13 protein-coding genes are annotated in these 14586 nt (G+C 65.6%); 5 read left to right on the plus strand and 8 right to left on the minus strand.

Annotation, left to right across the window (positions count from 1 at the left end; all coding sequences use genetic code 11):
* Positions 1-23 precede the first annotated feature (23 nt).
* The 3 genes from PK98_RS02985 to PK98_RS02995 all read right to left on the minus strand — a co-directional run bounded on the left by PK98_RS02985 (position 24) and on the right by PK98_RS02995 (position 2270).
* The gene (locus tag PK98_RS02985; RefSeq protein WP_039094175.1) at positions 24-1250 is read right to left on the minus strand and encodes an argininosuccinate synthase; all 1227 of its coding nucleotides are present in this window, start codon (positions 1248-1250) and stop codon (positions 24-26) included.
* Between the two features lie 105 nt (positions 1251-1355).
* Positions 1356-1901: a hypothetical protein gene (locus PK98_RS02990; protein ID WP_235425378.1), complete on the minus strand. Its 546-nt coding sequence runs from the start codon at positions 1899-1901 to the stop codon at positions 1356-1358.
* A 42-nt stretch (positions 1902-1943) separates the two neighbouring features.
* A complete protein-coding gene (locus tag PK98_RS02995; protein WP_039094177.1) occupies positions 1944-2270 on the minus strand; it encodes a hypothetical protein in 327 nt (108 codons plus the stop codon).
* Between the two features lie 167 nt (positions 2271-2437).
* Between PK98_RS02995 and PK98_RS17325 the strand changes: the two genes are divergently transcribed.
* The gene (locus PK98_RS17325; protein ID WP_161792394.1) at positions 2438-5308 is read left to right on the plus strand and encodes a M10 family metallopeptidase C-terminal domain-containing protein; all 2871 of its coding nucleotides are present in this window, start codon (positions 2438-2440) and stop codon (positions 5306-5308) included.
* 106 nt (positions 5309-5414) lie between these two features.
* Here the strand turns inward: PK98_RS17325 and PK98_RS03005 are convergent, their stop codons facing one another.
* The 4 genes from PK98_RS03005 to PK98_RS03020 all read right to left on the minus strand — a co-directional run bounded on the left by PK98_RS03005 (position 5415) and on the right by PK98_RS03020 (position 8998).
* Positions 5415-6668: an SAM-dependent methyltransferase gene (locus tag PK98_RS03005; RefSeq protein WP_039094181.1), complete on the minus strand. Its 1254-nt coding sequence runs from the start codon at positions 6666-6668 to the stop codon at positions 5415-5417.
* A gap of 188 nt (positions 6669-6856) precedes the next feature.
* Complete coding sequence (locus PK98_RS03010) at positions 6857-7594, minus strand: molybdopterin-dependent oxidoreductase (protein WP_039094183.1); 738 nt, start codon at positions 7592-7594, stop codon at positions 6857-6859.
* Entirely contained in the window at positions 7581-8258 is a 678-nt protein-coding gene (locus tag PK98_RS03015; protein ID WP_039094185.1) for a cytochrome b/b6 domain-containing protein, read from the minus strand. The genes PK98_RS03010 and PK98_RS03015 overlap by 14 nt, the downstream gene beginning before the upstream one ends.
* Positions 8255-8998 (minus strand): SDR family oxidoreductase, encoded by a 744-nt coding sequence (locus tag PK98_RS03020; RefSeq protein WP_235425379.1) that lies wholly within the window; start codon positions 8996-8998, stop codon positions 8255-8257. The genes PK98_RS03015 and PK98_RS03020 overlap by 4 nt, the downstream gene beginning before the upstream one ends.
* Positions 8999-9270: 272 nt before the next feature.
* Here PK98_RS03020 and PK98_RS03025 point away from each other — a divergent pair, with 272 nt between their 5' ends.
* Together PK98_RS03025 and PK98_RS03030 are read left to right on the plus strand one after the other, a co-directional pair.
* Positions 9271-10302 carry a glycosyltransferase family protein gene (locus tag PK98_RS03025; RefSeq protein WP_152608517.1) on the plus strand — a complete coding sequence of 344 codons (1032 nt, stop codon included), beginning with the start codon at positions 9271-9273 and terminating at the stop codon, positions 10300-10302.
* Entirely contained in the window at positions 10299-11135 is an 837-nt protein-coding gene (locus PK98_RS03030) for a Crp/Fnr family transcriptional regulator (protein ID WP_235425380.1), read from the plus strand. The genes PK98_RS03025 and PK98_RS03030 overlap by 4 nt, the downstream gene beginning before the upstream one ends.
* 15 nt (positions 11136-11150) lie before the next feature.
* On the opposite strand, the gene PK98_RS03035 is transcribed toward PK98_RS03030, so the two are convergent.
* Positions 11151-12467, minus strand: a complete 1317-nt coding sequence (locus tag PK98_RS03035) for an MFS transporter (protein WP_039094191.1) — start codon at positions 12465-12467, stop codon at positions 11151-11153.
* Positions 12468-12555: 88 nt separating this feature from the next.
* On the opposite strand from PK98_RS03035, the gene pgsA reads away from it, so the two are divergent.
* Positions 12556-13122 (plus strand): CDP-diacylglycerol--glycerol-3-phosphate 3-phosphatidyltransferase, encoded by a 567-nt coding sequence (gene pgsA / locus PK98_RS03040; RefSeq protein WP_039094193.1) that lies wholly within the window; start codon positions 12556-12558, stop codon positions 13120-13122.
* Between the two features lie 307 nt (positions 13123-13429).
* Positions 13430-14413 (plus strand): calcium-binding protein, encoded by a 984-nt coding sequence (locus PK98_RS03045; RefSeq protein ID WP_152608518.1) that lies wholly within the window; start codon positions 13430-13432, stop codon positions 14411-14413.
* Positions 14414-14586 lie beyond the last annotated feature (173 nt).

Consider the following 14586-nt stretch of genomic DNA (forward strand, 5'->3'; position numbering starts at 1 on the left):
AACGATCCCGACGTGGCGAATCGTTACTTTCCGTCCCGCTTGGCCAGCAGCTTCAGCCGCAAGGCGTTCAGCCGGATGAACCCCGCCGCATCCTGCTGGTCATATGCGCCGGCATCATCCTCGAAGGTAACATGCGCCTCAGAATAGAGCGAGTTGGGCGACTTGCGACCGACCACGCTGGCCAGCCCCTTGTACAGCTTCAGCCGGACGGTGCCGCTGACCTGCGCCTGCGAATGGTCGATCGCGGCCTGCAGCATCTCCCGCTCCGGCGAGAACCAGAAGCCATTGTAGATCAGCTCCGCATAGCGGGGCATCAACTCGTCCTTCAGGTGGGCGGCGCCGCGGTCCAGGGTGATCTGCTCGATCCCGCGATGCGCCCGGGCATAGATCTCGCCACCCGGCGTCTCGTACATGCCGCGGCTCTTCATGCCGACGAAGCGGTTCTCGACGAGGTCGAGCCGCCCGATCCCGTGCTTGCGCCCCAGCTCGTTAAGCGCGGCCAACAGCGTGGCCGGGCTCATCGCCTCGCCATTCAGCGCGATGCCGTCACCGCGTTCGAAATCCACGGTGATGTATTCCGGCAGGTCCGGCGCATCCTCCGGATCGACCGTGCGGCTGAACACGTAGGACGGCACTTCCTCCCACGGATCCTCCAGCACCTTGCCCTCGGACGAGGTGTGCAGGAGGTTGGCGTCGACGGAGAACGGGCTCTCGCCGCGCTTGTCCTTGGGCACCGGGATCTGGTGCGCCTCCGCCCATGCGATCAGCGCGGTGCGGCTGGTCAGGTCCCATTCGCGCCACGGGGCGATCACGCGGATGTCGGGCGCCAAGGCGTAGGCACCCAGTTCGAACCGGACCTGGTCGTTGCCCTTGCCGGTGGCGCCGTGAGAGATGGCGTCGGCGCCGGTCTCCCGCGCGATCTCCACCAGCCGCTTGGCGATCAGCGGGCGGGCGATCGAGGTGCCGAGCAGGTAGTCGCCTTCGTAGCGGGCATTGGCGCGCATCATCGGGAACACGAAGTCGCGCACGAATTCCTCGCGCAGGTCCTCGATATGGATGTGCTCGTCCGGCACGCCCATCAGGCGGGCCTTGGCGCGGGCAGGCTCCAGCTCCTCGCCCTGGCCGAGATCGGCGGTGAAGGTCACGACCTCGCAATTGTAGGTCACCTGCAGCCATTTCAGAATGACACTGGTGTCGAGCCCGCCCGAATAGGCGAGGACAACGCGCTTGATGGGGGGCCGATCTGTCATGCAAAGCTCCGGACAAGAAATCGCCGCGCGCCTACCAGCACGATCCGCGCGCGGCAATGTGGGCAGTGCCCCTGCCATGGCCGCAAAGACGTAGGAAAGCAGAAATCAGATCGGCGCGGCGTGCAGCTGCGGGTTCAGTGCGGCGACATGGTTCAGCCAGGCACGCGGCTTGCGCAGCAATCCCGGCGGATAGTCCACGGTCAGCCCTGCCATCTGCGCCAGGCGGCCGACGAAGTGGATGCAGTTGCGGCGGTCCAGGTCATAATAGCGGCCGGGCGCATCGCGCCATGCGTCCACCTCCGCACGCATCCGGCGGTAGGTCGCATCGGACAGGGTCACGCTGAAATGGCGGTTGGTACGGGCGATCTGCGCCTCCTCCTCCACCATCACGATGTGTTCCACCGGGCCGGACAGGATCGCCGGCGTCACCCGGCGGGCCGAGAAGCCCCAGTTTTCGTGCACGGGCGTGTTGGTGTCATCCAGATGCCCGTCGAACACCACGAAGGTGTGCGGGTACCGGCCGAACATCACCGATCCGTTGAAGCTGTGGAAATGTGCCGTCACCTCCGCCCGCGCGCAAGCCGGGACCAGCGCCAGCAACAGCAGAACGAGCGGGGGGAAGCGGCGCAGCAGGGCCGGCAAGGCTGTCATGGAGGCGACGCTACGGCCCGGTGTCGCCTGGCGCAAGCGTGGTCAGCGCAGGGGCGCGAAGCCCCAGCGACGTTCCAGCTGCGTACGGGTGACGACCTCGCGGCTGCCCTCCGGCAACCGCACCATCTTCTCGTACACGCCCGGCCGGATCTCCCGCCACCAGGGCAGATCGATCGGGCCATTATACTGCTCCAGATAGGCCAGGTAGGCATCCAGCGTCGCAAAGCTGCGGCCACGTGCCCAGGGCAGGCGGGCGGGCGTGGCGGGCCGGGCCGCGGCTTCCTTCACCGGCGATTCCTGCGCGGTGACGGGGTGGCCGGCGGGGGCGCCGGCAAGCAGGAACAGGAGCAGTGTGGTTGCGCCAGGCACGGGTGCTGATTTCCTGTGAAAACAAAATTCATCGTCTTGTATGTTCATCTATTGCGTTCGGTTAAAATTGGATGAACAAGACGGCATTGCTCTCTTGGGGTCGGGCCACCGGATCCGTACAGCGGACAGGCATAGAGGGCGCCCTTAACGTTGAGGACTATCTCTTCATGCGCAATAACGTACATCTGATGGACAAGACCGACACGCCCGACGTCCTGGGTTGCGGTTGCACCATGTGCATGGCGAAGACAGGCGACGTGCTGTCCGCCGGCTATTATGGCGCGGGCGAACTCGCCGCCGCCACCCATGTTTCCCTGAGCGCCGCGAGTGCGTCGACGTCCGTGCCGGGCGAACTGATGATCGACGGCACGGTCGAGCCGGGTGATATCGGACTGTTCACGATCAACCTGGCTGCGGGCGAGACCGTCCTGTTCTCCCTGTTCGGTCGTGGCGAGAACCCGCTGGCCGACCCGCTGCTCGAAATCTACGATGCGCAGTTCAACCTGCTCGTCAGCGACGATGACGGTGGCGCCGGCATCAACTCGCTGATCACCTTCACGGCGGCGACTGCCGGCCTGTACTATATCGTGGCAGCGTCCTTCGATCCGACCGACAGCGGCGACTTCACGCTGGACGCGATCGAGTACACGGGCGCGGACGTCGTGTCGGACACCGTGGAAGCGGCTCCGGAAATCATCATCGGCGGTGACGTGGTCTACGGCTTCATCGACGCCAGTACCGCCACGAACCCGATCAGCCCGTCCTTGGGCGGAGACATCGACACCTACAAGTTCACGGCCACTGCGGGCACGATCGTTACGATCGAAGTGAACGGCGGCGCCGACTACGAGTCCGGCTTCCAAGTACGGCCGGGCGAGCTGGACACCTATATCGCGCTGTACAATGCCAGCTTCGCCCTGGTTGCGGAAAGTGACGACATCAACTTCCCCAATGACGTGTCGTCGAGCATCAGCTTCCTCGTGTCCGAGACCGGCACCTACTACCTCGACGTGACTGCCTATTCGGGTCAGACCGGCGGCTTCTCGATCACGACCAGCGCTGTGGACCTGGCCGATCTCGATCCGCTCGACTCGATCATCTGGGACTCGGCGGCCAACGTGCCGTTCGACTCGTCGAACACGGCCTATGTCTATTTCGCCAATGCCGGCGAGACCTTCGGCGAGACCGCGGATGACGGCACCAGCCCGATCCCGTCCTATGGCTGGAACGAGCGCGAGATCCAGCAGGTCATGCTGGCGCTGGGCGAGTATTCGAAGATCCTGGGCACCAATTACGAGATCACCACCGATGCGTCGGCGGCGACCTTCCGCCTGCTGACCACCACCAGCACGCAGTATGGCGCCTACTTCTACCCGCAGGATCCGGCCTACGGCGATGCCAAGGGCATCGGCGCGTTCAACGTGAACAGCGGCGGCTGGGACAAGGATGGCTTCTCCACCCAGAACATCCCGGGCGACCAGATCAGCCTGGAGCAGGGCGGTTATTCCTTCGCCGTCATCCTGCACGAGTTCGGCCATGCACATGGCCTGGCGCATCCGCACGACCGGGGTGGCGGGTCCGAAATCATGCCGGGCGTCACCTCCGCGACCGGTTCCTACGGCGTCTATGACCTGAACCAGGGCATCTATACCGTGATGTCCTACAACGATGCGTGGGACTTCCATCCGGATGGCCCGACGCCGTACTCGGTCAATAACATCGACAGCGGCTGGTCCGGCACGCTGAGCGCCTTCGACATCGCGGCGCTGCAGGAACGGTATGACGTCATCAACCAGTATGCCACGGGCGACAACGTGTACCTGCTGGGTGACGTCAACGATGCCGGCACCTATTACGAGACGATCTGGGATACGGCCGGCGTCGATACCATCCAGTACGATGGCGCACGTGATGCACAGATCGACCTGTTCGCGGCGACCATCGACTACACCCCGACGGGTGGTGGCGTGGTGTCGTACGTGGACGATATCTGGGGCGGCTACCTCATCGCGCGCGGGGTGATGATCGAGAACGCCACGGGTGGTGCGGGCGACGACGTGCTGCTGGGCAATGCGGCGAACAACGTGCTGACCGGCAATGATGGCGACGACACGCTGCTCGGCCGCGAAGGCGACGACACGCTGCTGGGCGGCCGTGGCAACAACACGCTGACCGGCGGTGCGGGCAACGACACCTTCGTGGTGAGCGGTGCTTTCCTGAATGCCAGCTACGCCACGATCACCGACTGGGAAGAGGGTGACACCTTCCGCATCAACTCGCTGGGCAATGGCCGGGTGCGTTACGAGGAAGTCGACGGTGACACCATCGTCTACGCCAACGGCGTGGCGGTCGCGACCATCGAGAACACCGCCGCCCGCGATGTGCTGGCCTCGCAGGAGTACGAGTTCCAGGTGCAGTCGGTCCAGCTCGTGGTCGACGGCGTGAACAACGGCTTCATCCTGTATGGCAACAACCAGGCCGAAACGCTGACCGGCCGGGCCAACCAGGCCAATGTCATCAGTGGTCTGGGTGGTGCGGACATCATCAACGGCCGCAACCAGGACGATTACCTGTACGGCAACAACGGCAACGACCAGCTGGATGGCGCTGCCGGCAATGACTACCTGTACGGTGGTGCCGGTGCCGACCGGCTGTTCGGCGGCAATGGCGACGACTACCTGGAAGGCGGCAACGGCGCCGACTACCTGTATGGTGGTCGCGGCAACGACATCCTGGTGGGTGGCAACGGCGCGGACACGTTCCGCTTCGCCGCCGCCAACGAGGGCGTCGACCGGGTGCTGGACTACAATGTCGCGCAGGACAGCCTGGAGCTGGGCGTGGCGGCACGCAACGTCACCTTCCTCGACAGCTCCGAAGGTGCGCAGATGTTCTTCCGTGGCCAGCTGGTGGCGGACTTCATCGGCGTCAGCGCGGCGGACATGCAGGGCGAGATCGGCCAGAGCGGCACGGCAGCGATGATGTCCGGCTCGTTCAGCCAGACCAGCCTGGCCCACCAGGAGAACGTGGCCTGGGCATGATCGACTGGCCGGCAGGTCTCGACCTGCCGGCCACTGCCTGCGGCGCAAACAGAAACGGCCGGTCCGGATCATCCCGGGCCGGCCGTTTTCTGTTGCTGGTGACGGCTCAGCCCGCCAGCAGCGCCTGCTCCCGCTCCGCCATGTAGTCCCGCGTCAGGGGCAGGGCGTCGCGATCCAGCACGTATTGCACCTGGTAATTGCACATGCCCCCGGTCTCGAAGGCGGTGGCGGCGCCCGCCAGGTAGAAGGTCCACATGCGGAAGAAGCGCTCGTCGAACAGCGCCTCGATCTCCGCCCGGTGTGCCAGGCACTTGCGGTACCAGGCATGCAGGGTGGGGGCGTAGTGGCGCCGCCAGACCTCCACGTCGGTGGCAATCAGCCGCACACTCTCGCTGGCGGCGAGTGTCTCGCTGAGCGCGGGAATGTAGCCGCCGGGGAAGATGTATCTGGCCGTGAAGGCATCGGTCCGGCCGGGTCCGCCCATGCGACCGATCGTGTGCAGCAGCATCGCGCCGTCCGGCGCCAGCAGCGCGGCGCAGGCGCGGAAGAAGGTGGTGAATTGCGGCTGCCCGACATGTTCGAACATCCCGACGGAGACGATGCGGTCGAACCTCTCGCCCCGGGTGGCAAGATCGCGGTAGTCCACCAGTTCGAACCGCACACGGTCGGCCACGCCGGCCGCCGCCGCCCGTTCCTGCGCCAGGGCCAGCTGCTCGGCGCTGAGGGTGATGCCCAGCACCTGCGCACCGGTGTGCTGTGCCAGGTAGATCGCCATCCCGCCCCAGCCACACCCGATATCGAGCACGCGCATGCCGGGCGTGATCGCCAGCTTGGCGGCGATATGCGCCAGCTTCGCCGTCTGCGCCTCGGCCAGTTCCATATCCGGGCGCGGCCAGTAGGCGCAGCTGTACTGCATGTGCGTTTCGTCCAGCATCAGGCGGTAAAGCGCGTTGCCGATGTCATAATGATGCGCCACGTTGCGGCGGGCGCTGCCCGGGCGGTTGAAGCTCTTGGCCAGATGGCGCAGGCGGACCGCCAGCTTCCGCGTAGGGGAGGGCGGGGCGAGGTCGCGGCGTTCCTCCCACCGGGTATTGTGCCGCAGCAGGGTGACCACCTGCATGATGTCCCCCTGTTCGATGATGACGCGTCCGTCGATCCACGCTTCCGCGAAGCCCAGGCGCATGTCCAGCAGCGTGTCCCGCGCGACCCGGGCATCGGCGAAGCGCATCGCGACATCGGGGAACGCGGCGGCAGGCGTGCCGAAGGTGCGGGTGGTCCCGTCGGCAAAGGTCAGCGCAAGCGTACCCTGCCGCACGAGCCGGTCGAGCACGCGCGCCAGCAGGCGTTCAGCCGATCTCATGCGCGGTGGCGCCGGTGTGTCGGGGCGCGGTGCGGCATGGGTGTTCCTTTCGGCAGCCTGGCAGTGTGCAAGAAGGATAGACCGGGCGCTCGTCCGCGTGTCAATTGCCTGCTGTCATCGGCCCGCCCAGCTGTACTGGCCGGACTGATCGGCCTGGCGTGGCAGCGGCCGCGGGTGCGCTATCTGAGCTAGATCCCGGCATACCACTGATAGCCGCGATCTTCCCAGAAGCCGCCATTGCCGTCGCCGAACCCGTCCAGGCTGGCGACGGCCTGGATGCCTGTGAGGTACTTGGCATGCTTGTAGCCCAGCTGCCGTTCCAGCCGCAGCCGCAGGGGCGCGCCGTTCTTCACCGGCAGGTCGCCGCCATTCAGCCGATGGGCGATGATGGTCTGCGGGTGGAAGGCGTCCGTTAGGTCGCAGCTTTCGTAGTACGGCGCGCCATACAGCAGGTCGGCACAGCGGAAGATGACGAACCTGGCATCGGGCAGCAGGCCGGCGCGGTCGAGGATCGGGCCAAGCTGCGGGCCGGTCCACTGGCCGATCGCGCTCCAGCCCTCCACGCAATCGTGCCGGGTGATCTGCGTGCGCTGCGGCAGTGCGCGGATATCGGCCATGGAGAGCGAGAGCGGGCGTTCGACCAGCCCGCCGACGACCAGGCGCCAATCGGCAAAGCCGGCCGCCTGGTGCGCGCGATAGGCAGGCGTGGGCACATCCGTGCTGCCGTTGCCGCGGAAATCGGCGGAGATGGCAGAAGGCGGATATTCGCGCGCCAGCGGACGCGGTCCGCCGATGGCACGGTGCGCGACACGGTGCAGGCCTTCCGCCTGATCGACCGCCCAGGCAAAGGGTGCGGTTTCCCCGATCTTCGTACAGCCGGCCGTCAGCGTGCCGAGCAGGGTCGCCAAGAGGTTACGCCTGTTCATCTATCCGTCCTCCGCCGATCATGGCGCGCAGCTGCCCCCAGGGGCCGGACAGCAACACCAGCAGCACATGGCCGATCGTGAAGCCGGTGAGCGCCGCGGCGGTGATGAAGTGGATGGAGCGCGCGCTCTGCCGCCCGCCCAGCGCCTGTCCCAGCCACCCCCATGCAGCATCCGCGCCCGGGCTGAGCGCCATGCCGGTGAGGATCATCAGCGGCAGCAGGATGAAGATGACGACACCGTAGCTCAGCTTCTGGAGGAAGTTGTACTTCGCCCCGTGCGCCGCAAAGCGCAGGCGGAGGTGCGCGGCGATATCGGCAAGAATGGCACCCACCCGCCACTCGCGCCGGCGCGTTACCAGATCGCGCGCAAAATGCCGGTTGCGCAGGGAGGCCAGCATGTAGGCAAGCAGCGACAGGGCGAACACCCAGGCAAACAGCACATGCCAGTCCCGCGCGATCGCCAGGCTGTAGCGGTCCGGGATGGTCATCCAGTGCGGAAAGCGCGGCAGCGCGGCCCATGCGTGTGCGGGCTGGAATCCGGAGTCGCCCCAGTATAGCCATGGGTGCGCATTCGAGATGTTCAGCCCGCTCATCAGCAATACCAGCAGGCACAGCGCATTCAGCCAGTGCCACAGCCGCGTGGCGAAGGTGTGGCGCTGTTTCATATGTCGGCCTGCCTGTCCTGCCCCAGAAAGATGACGTCGCGCGGCTGGCGCAGCAGATGTTGGCCGCAATCGACGAACAGCGTCTGCCCGCCCACCAGCGGCCCGGTGGCAAGGAACAGCGCCGCGTCGGCCATGTCCGGCAGAGAGACGCGGCGTCGCAGGAGGTTGAGCCGATGCGTCCGGTCGGCCTCCGCCTCGCTCTGGTCCAGGCTGGCCAGGATTGCGCCCGGGGCAAGCGCGAAGATCCGGTCCTGTGCTCGGCCAGCCTGGTCCTGCGCCATCTGTTGTCCGGCCACGGCGCCGGCCAGCGCGTGCTTGGCCATGGTATAATGGGGAAAGTCCGGATTGGGGTGCGCGACCTTCTGGTCGGTCAGGTGGATCACCCGCCGCCCGCCGGCGAGCGGAGGCAGGCGCAGGAATGCATCGGCCAGCGTCCATGGCGCCAGCGCATTGAGGCGGAAGGTGCCCATGGCATCCGCCGCATTCGGTGCCGGGCCAAACCGTGCGGCATTGTTCACCAGCACGCGCCAGTCCGGCAGACGCGCGGCCAGGCGTTGCACCAGCGCAGGGGCGGCATCGATGTCGGCAAGATCGGCCATCATGACCTCCGCGCTGGGAAGTTCGTCAGCCAGCGCCTGTGCGTCGATGTCCGGACGGCGGGCATGGATCACAACATGCCAGCCGGCATCGGCGAAGCAACGGGCGATGGCAGCCCCGATACGGCGTGCGGCACCGGTCACCAACACGGCTGGTCGTTCAGGGCGGGGCGGGGCGGCGATCATGGGCTTGGTTGGAGCATATAAGCCGACGCAGGTGAACCGGTGATTGCGCCAACGCGTTGTCCAGCGATCCCATGGAACTTGATCCAAATCAATTTATATCAACCCGGGAACGCGGTGCCTGTATCACAGGTTAACAAGCATGTGGTTGTTTCCGGTAAGGTGGCCCGTGCCGTGTGCATGGCACCGCCGATGAGGGGCGGCCGTGAGGGGTTGGAGACAATGATCAGGCCATGACTATTTCCGTCTGTATCGCTTGGGCAATGCCGTTCGACATGGATGGTGACGCGTATGCGGCGCAGGAAAGCCGCGCCGCCCAGGCGCTTGAACAGACCCTGCTGTCGCTGCGCCTTTCCGCGCGCCCCCCGCGCGAGGTGATCGTAGCCGTCACTGGCGAGGCTCGGCTTCGCCTCCCGCAGGCCAGTTTTCCGATCCGGCAATTGCGTCTGCCCGAAGGCACCGGACCGATGGTTGTCCGCAATACGCTGACGCACGAGGCCCAGGGTGAATTGCTGGTATTCCTGGACCCGCAATGCATGGCCACGACCACGATGATGGACGATTACGCCGCCGCCGCCCAGCGGCAGCGCGGCATCATGGCCGGCGGGATCGGCTTCCTGCCGCCGGCAGCGCAGCAGCCTGAGAAGCGCGGCCCGCACCTGCCGATGGTTCCCGATCTGGTGGCACTGGCGGACGATGCGCAGACGCATCCCGATCGGCCGGTGCCGTCAGCCGGCCTGGTGCCGGCTGACGGAACTGCGACGGGCCTGTGGGGCGCGAACTGGGCGATCCGGGTGGCTGACCTGCAGGCTTTGGGCGGGTTCGACGAAGCCTACCGGACGCTTTCGGTCGGCGAGGCGGACCTGGCGCGGCGTGCGGCCGCTCGCGGGATGCCCCCGCGCTGGATCGAAGGTGCCGTCGCACTGCATCAATATCGCGCCCGTCCGCTGCCGCCGCTGGAGCAGCTGGACGCTTTGCTGGCCGACGCGGCGCAGTTCCATGTCACCTGGAACCAGCCGGCGCCGGAGCGTTGGCTGCGGGCATTTGCACTGATGGGCCTGATCGCGCCATGCCGCCGCGGGGATGGATCGTCCGGGGCCTGGCGCAAGCTGCGTGAGCCGACCGACGCCGATCACGAAATGACCAATCCGCCGGAAGGCCAGGTGTGGCCGGGCAGCAATCATCTGGTCGACTGGCTGGAGGATCGCGCAGTGGTCCGGCTCGATAGCAGGGGCGGGCGCCCCGGAGCCGGGAGCGCGGCGTGAAGGGAGAGCTTACCGACGGATTGTCGACGGGTGCTGTCGTCTTCGGGACCGATGAGAGCATTGCCGATGAACTGGCTGCCTTTCCGCTGACCGGACGATTCCTGATGGGCCGCCTGCGACATTCCATCAGCGCAAGGGAACGGCAGCTGCTGGAAGAGCTGGTTGTCGAGACCAGGTCCGTCGAAGCCGGCGCCATCATGCTGCACCGCGGCCAGCTGGTCGATCACAGCACGATCCTGATCGATGGCTACATGATGCGCACCGGGCAAGAGGGCTCCCGCCGTTTCATCCTGGGCCTGCAGGTCCCGGGAGACTTCGTCGATCTGCATGGCTTCGCGCTGAAGCGGCTGGATCACGATCTCGTGGCCGCCGGTCCCGCGCGGGTCGGGATCGTGCCGCACGAGCGGTTGGAAGAGGTCATGCAGAAGGAGCCGCATCTGGCGCGCATCCTGTGGTTCGCGACGCTGCTTGATGCTGCAATCCATCGCGAGTGGATCATGAAGCTGGAGCAGCTGACCGCCGCCCGGCGGGTGGCGCATGTCTTTGCCGAATTGTGGCAGCGGCTGGACCATGTGGGTCTGGGCCGGAATGACAGCGTGCGGACACCGCTGATCCAGGCTGATCTGGCCGACATGTGCGGCACCACCGCCATTCACATGAACCGGGCACTGGCGCAGCTGCGCAAGGAAGGGATCGGCGAATTGCGCCGGGGCACGCTCTATGTCTCGGACCGGCGCCGACTGGAGGAGTACGGCATGTTCGACTCCAGCTACCTGTATGGCAGGGGTGGCCTTGCGCCGGGGACGGCGCTGGACCCCAAAGGCCCGGCCTGATCGTTCAAGGCCGGATCAGGCGGGAGCGGCGGCCAGACGCTCCGCCCGGTGCAGCAGGGCACCCAACCACGCCGAGATGACGGACATCCCGGCGCTCAGCAGCAATTGCTCGACCAGCGGGATGCCCAGCGCCGAGAGGCCGCCGGCGATCAGCGACCCGACCACCATCGCGCCGGAATTGACAATGTTGTTCGCCGCCACCGTGCGGGCCGCCTGCGAGGGATCGCACTTGGTGGTCAGGAAGGCGTAGAGCGGGACCACGAACATGCCACCGGCAATGGCGATCAGCAGCAGCGTGCCGAGCACCAGCGGCGCGAGTGGCTGTGCCAGGAAGCCGGGCACATCCAGCAGGCCGGTCGGTGTCGCTTGCCGTTCCCAGGCACGGCACACGAAATAGAACACCGCGACGAACCCGCCCATGAACAGCACCGAGACCGGCGCATGGCGGGCCGACACCTCGCCCTTCAGCAGCGTGTTGATCGCGACCGATCCAATTGCCACCCCGACGGAGAAGATCACCAGAAACAGGCTGGCGACCTCCTTGCTGGCGTTCAGCACGTTCTTGGCCAGGGGCGGAAACTGGATGAACAGGACCGCGCCGATCGTCCAGAAGAAGCTGATCGCCAGGATGGCGTAGAACACCTCCCGCTGGGCGGTGGTGTTGCGGATCAGGGTAATGGACGACCGCAAGACATTGAGGTCCAGCTTGCCGTGCTTCTCGAACGGGGGCGCAGGGGGCACCTGCAGGCTGGTGACATAGCCGATCAGCGCCGCCACGATCACCACCAGCGCAGCCCAGCGGACGGAGATGTAGCCCGCCAGGATGGTGCCGGCCAGGATGGCGACGTAGGTGCCAGCCTCCACCAGCCCGGTGCCGGCCAGAACCTCTTCCCGTTTCAGGTGCTGGGGCAGGATGGCGTATTTGATCGGGCCGAAGAAGGTGGAATGGACGCCCATGGCGAACAGCGCCGCCAGCAGCAGGGGCATGGCGAAGTCGCTGTCGCGCCCGCTCTGCCACGCCAGGTACAGCCCGGCGGCGCCCACCACCATGATGCCGATCTCCGCCGCCTTGACCCGGCGGATGATCGCCGCCTTGTCCGTCAGGTCCGCCAGCTGCCCCGCGAGCGCCGAGAGCAGGAAGAAGGGCAGGATGAACACGCCCGAGGCGATGGCGCTGAACTGCGCTTCCTCCGCCTGCGAATCGTAGAAGGTGTAGACCACGAACAGCACCATGGCGTTCTTGAACAGGTTGTCGTTGAACGCGTTCAGCAGCTGCGTGGCGAACAGCGGCAGAAAGCGCCGCTTGCGCAGCAGGTGAAGGGAGGTGAGCATGGCAGCAGCGTTCCTAGCCACGTGACCGGCAAGAACAAGCCGCATGCGACGCTTTTTGTCGGAGCCCGGACGCGCTAGGGCAGGCACAATGCTTACGCTGCCCAACCTCCTCAGCCTGTCGCGCATCGTCGCGGTCCCCCTGCTCGCCGCCTTGCTGTGGTGGCCCGCCTGGCACGCGGGCTATGCCCTGGCTTTCGCGCTGTACTGCCTGATGGGCATTACCGACTATTTCGACGGGCTGCTGGCCCGCTCCAGCGGGGCGGTCAGCCGGCTGGGCATCTTCCTGGACCCGATCGCCGACAAGATCATGGTGGCCGCCGTCATCCTGGTGCTGACGGCGAAGGGGCAGCTGACTGGGCCCTATGTCGGGGACCTGCATGCAGTTGCGGGGCTGATCATCCTGATTCGCGAGATCGCGGTGTCTGGCCTGCGCGAATTTCTGGGCGGGCTGCAGGTGAGCGTGCCGGTCAGCAAGCTGGCCAAATGGAAGACCACGCTGCAGCTGATCGCGCTGGGTGCGCTGATCCTGGCCGGCGCGCTGCCGGCGGAAGCATGGATCCGGCTGTGCGGCCTGGTGAGCCTGTGGGGCGCCGCGATCCTGACGCTGGTGACCGGGTGGGATTACCTGCGCGTCGGCCTCAAGCACATGGACTGACATTATCGGAGCCGGCGATGCCGTTGCCGGTCGGCGCAGGCTGGCCGGCTTCTGCGTGGGCGATCAATTGCAATCGGGATGACTTTGTACGCTTACCGACGCAATCTGTCCTGAAAGTGGACGTGCCTGATTGAGGGATGGAACTTACCTCGGAAGCGGGCATTAACCTGCCGCACAACAAAGGGTCTAAGGAAGTCCCAAGTGCCCGCCGCCGGCCGAAGTTGCGCTTGCTCGATTTAAGAATATCGAAGCAATGGGCGAAAACTTGCTGGCAGCTGGTTTAGTCTCAGGAGATTGTATGGCTTCGATGTTCGATACTGCCGCTTTTATTCAGGCCGAGAATGAGCCTGTGGTTGTCAACGGCACCACCGGCGATGATACGCTGAACACCGGCACCAACCGGACCACGCTGAACGGCCTTGTGGGGAATGACACCCTGACCACCGGCCTGCTGGGGCGCGGTTACACGGGTGAGCTGTACGCGATCCAGAATGGCGGGACCGGCAATGACACGATGTCGGTGCTGATCAACGCTTTCACCAACTATGCCTACACGCAGCTGGACGGTGGCACTGGCGCGGATCGGCTGTCCGTGAACAGCACGCTGACCAACGAAGACGCAGATGCCACGGTCCTGATCGAGAACTATCTGACCGGCGGCACCGGCGATGACGTGATCGACGTTGATGCCACGCTGAGCAGCGTGAGCGGCGGCAACATCAACAACGAGGTTTATGCCGGTACCGGCAACGACACTGTCACCATGACTGCACGCGTGCTGGAAGGCACCGATGTCGAACTGGCGTACAACTATGCCGACGGCGGCACCGGTGACGACACGATCTTCGCGACGGCCTTCGGTGACGGTGATGACTACCTGATCAACGAAGTGTCCGGCGGGATCGGCAACGACATCATCATCGCGCGGACCGAAGGTGGCTACGGCGAGAGCTACATTGCGGGCGGCTCGGGCGCTGACGTGCTGCAGGTGATCGGCGGCTTTTACAACGAGCTGTACGGCCAGGGCGGCAACGACACGCTGTTCGGCGGCACCGGGATCGACATCATGAGCGGTGGTACCGAAGCAGACCGTTTCTTCATCGGTCTGAACAATGGCGCGGACGTGATCACCGACTTCCAGGTCGGGAGCGACACGCTGGTGCTGACGGATGGGCAGACCATCGACTCGCTGGCAATCTCCAACGGCAGCACGTTCGTGACCTTCGCCGATGGTGGCAGCGTTCTGCTGCAGGGCGTGACGATCGCGGACGAAGCACTGCTGTTCGGCTGAAACCCATGTCATAGCCGGTGCAGCCAGATGGCTGCGCCGGACTTGGCCAGACGCGTCGGCAGGGATCCCCTGCCGGCGCGTTTCTGTGTGGGAGGAAGAGATTGCCGGGTCCGAATTGCAGCTGCAAGACAAAGTCCCGCCCAAACTTTCTTCTGTATTCTATCGAACAGTTC

This window comes from Croceibacterium mercuriale (assembly GCF_000802385.1).
Taxonomy (GTDB): Bacteria; Pseudomonadota; Alphaproteobacteria; order Sphingomonadales; family Sphingomonadaceae; genus Croceibacterium; species Croceibacterium mercuriale.

Excerpts from the sequence above, each read along its gene's own strand:
- PK98_RS02990 (WP_235425378.1), bottom strand. The coding sequence starts at position 1,901 with ATGACAGCCTTGCCGGCCCTGCTGCGCCGCTTCCCCCCGCTCGTTCTG.
- PK98_RS03015 (WP_039094185.1), bottom strand. The coding sequence starts at position 8,258 with ATGAAACAGCGCCACACCTTCGCCACGCGGCTGTGGCACTGGCTGAAT.
- PK98_RS03035 (WP_039094191.1), bottom strand. The coding sequence starts at position 12,467 with ATGCTCACCTCCCTTCACCTGCTGCGCAAGCGGCGCTTTCTGCCGCTG.
- PK98_RS02985 (WP_039094175.1), bottom strand. The coding sequence starts at position 1,250 with ATGACAGATCGGCCCCCCATCAAGCGCGTTGTCCTCGCCTATTCGGGC.
- PK98_RS03025 (WP_152608517.1), top strand. The coding sequence starts at position 9,271 with ATGACTATTTCCGTCTGTATCGCTTGGGCAATGCCGTTCGACATGGAT.
- PK98_RS17325 (WP_161792394.1), top strand. The coding sequence starts at position 2,438 with ATGCGCAATAACGTACATCTGATGGACAAGACCGACACGCCCGACGTC.
- pgsA (WP_039094193.1), top strand. The coding sequence starts at position 12,556 with ATGCTTACGCTGCCCAACCTCCTCAGCCTGTCGCGCATCGTCGCGGTC.
- PK98_RS03045 (WP_152608518.1), top strand. The coding sequence starts at position 13,430 with ATGTTCGATACTGCCGCTTTTATTCAGGCCGAGAATGAGCCTGTGGTT.
- PK98_RS03010 (WP_039094183.1), bottom strand. The coding sequence starts at position 7,594 with ATGAACAGGCGTAACCTCTTGGCGACCCTGCTCGGCACGCTGACGGCC.
- PK98_RS03005 (WP_039094181.1), bottom strand. The coding sequence starts at position 6,668 with ATGAGATCGGCTGAACGCCTGCTGGCGCGCGTGCTCGACCGGCTCGTG.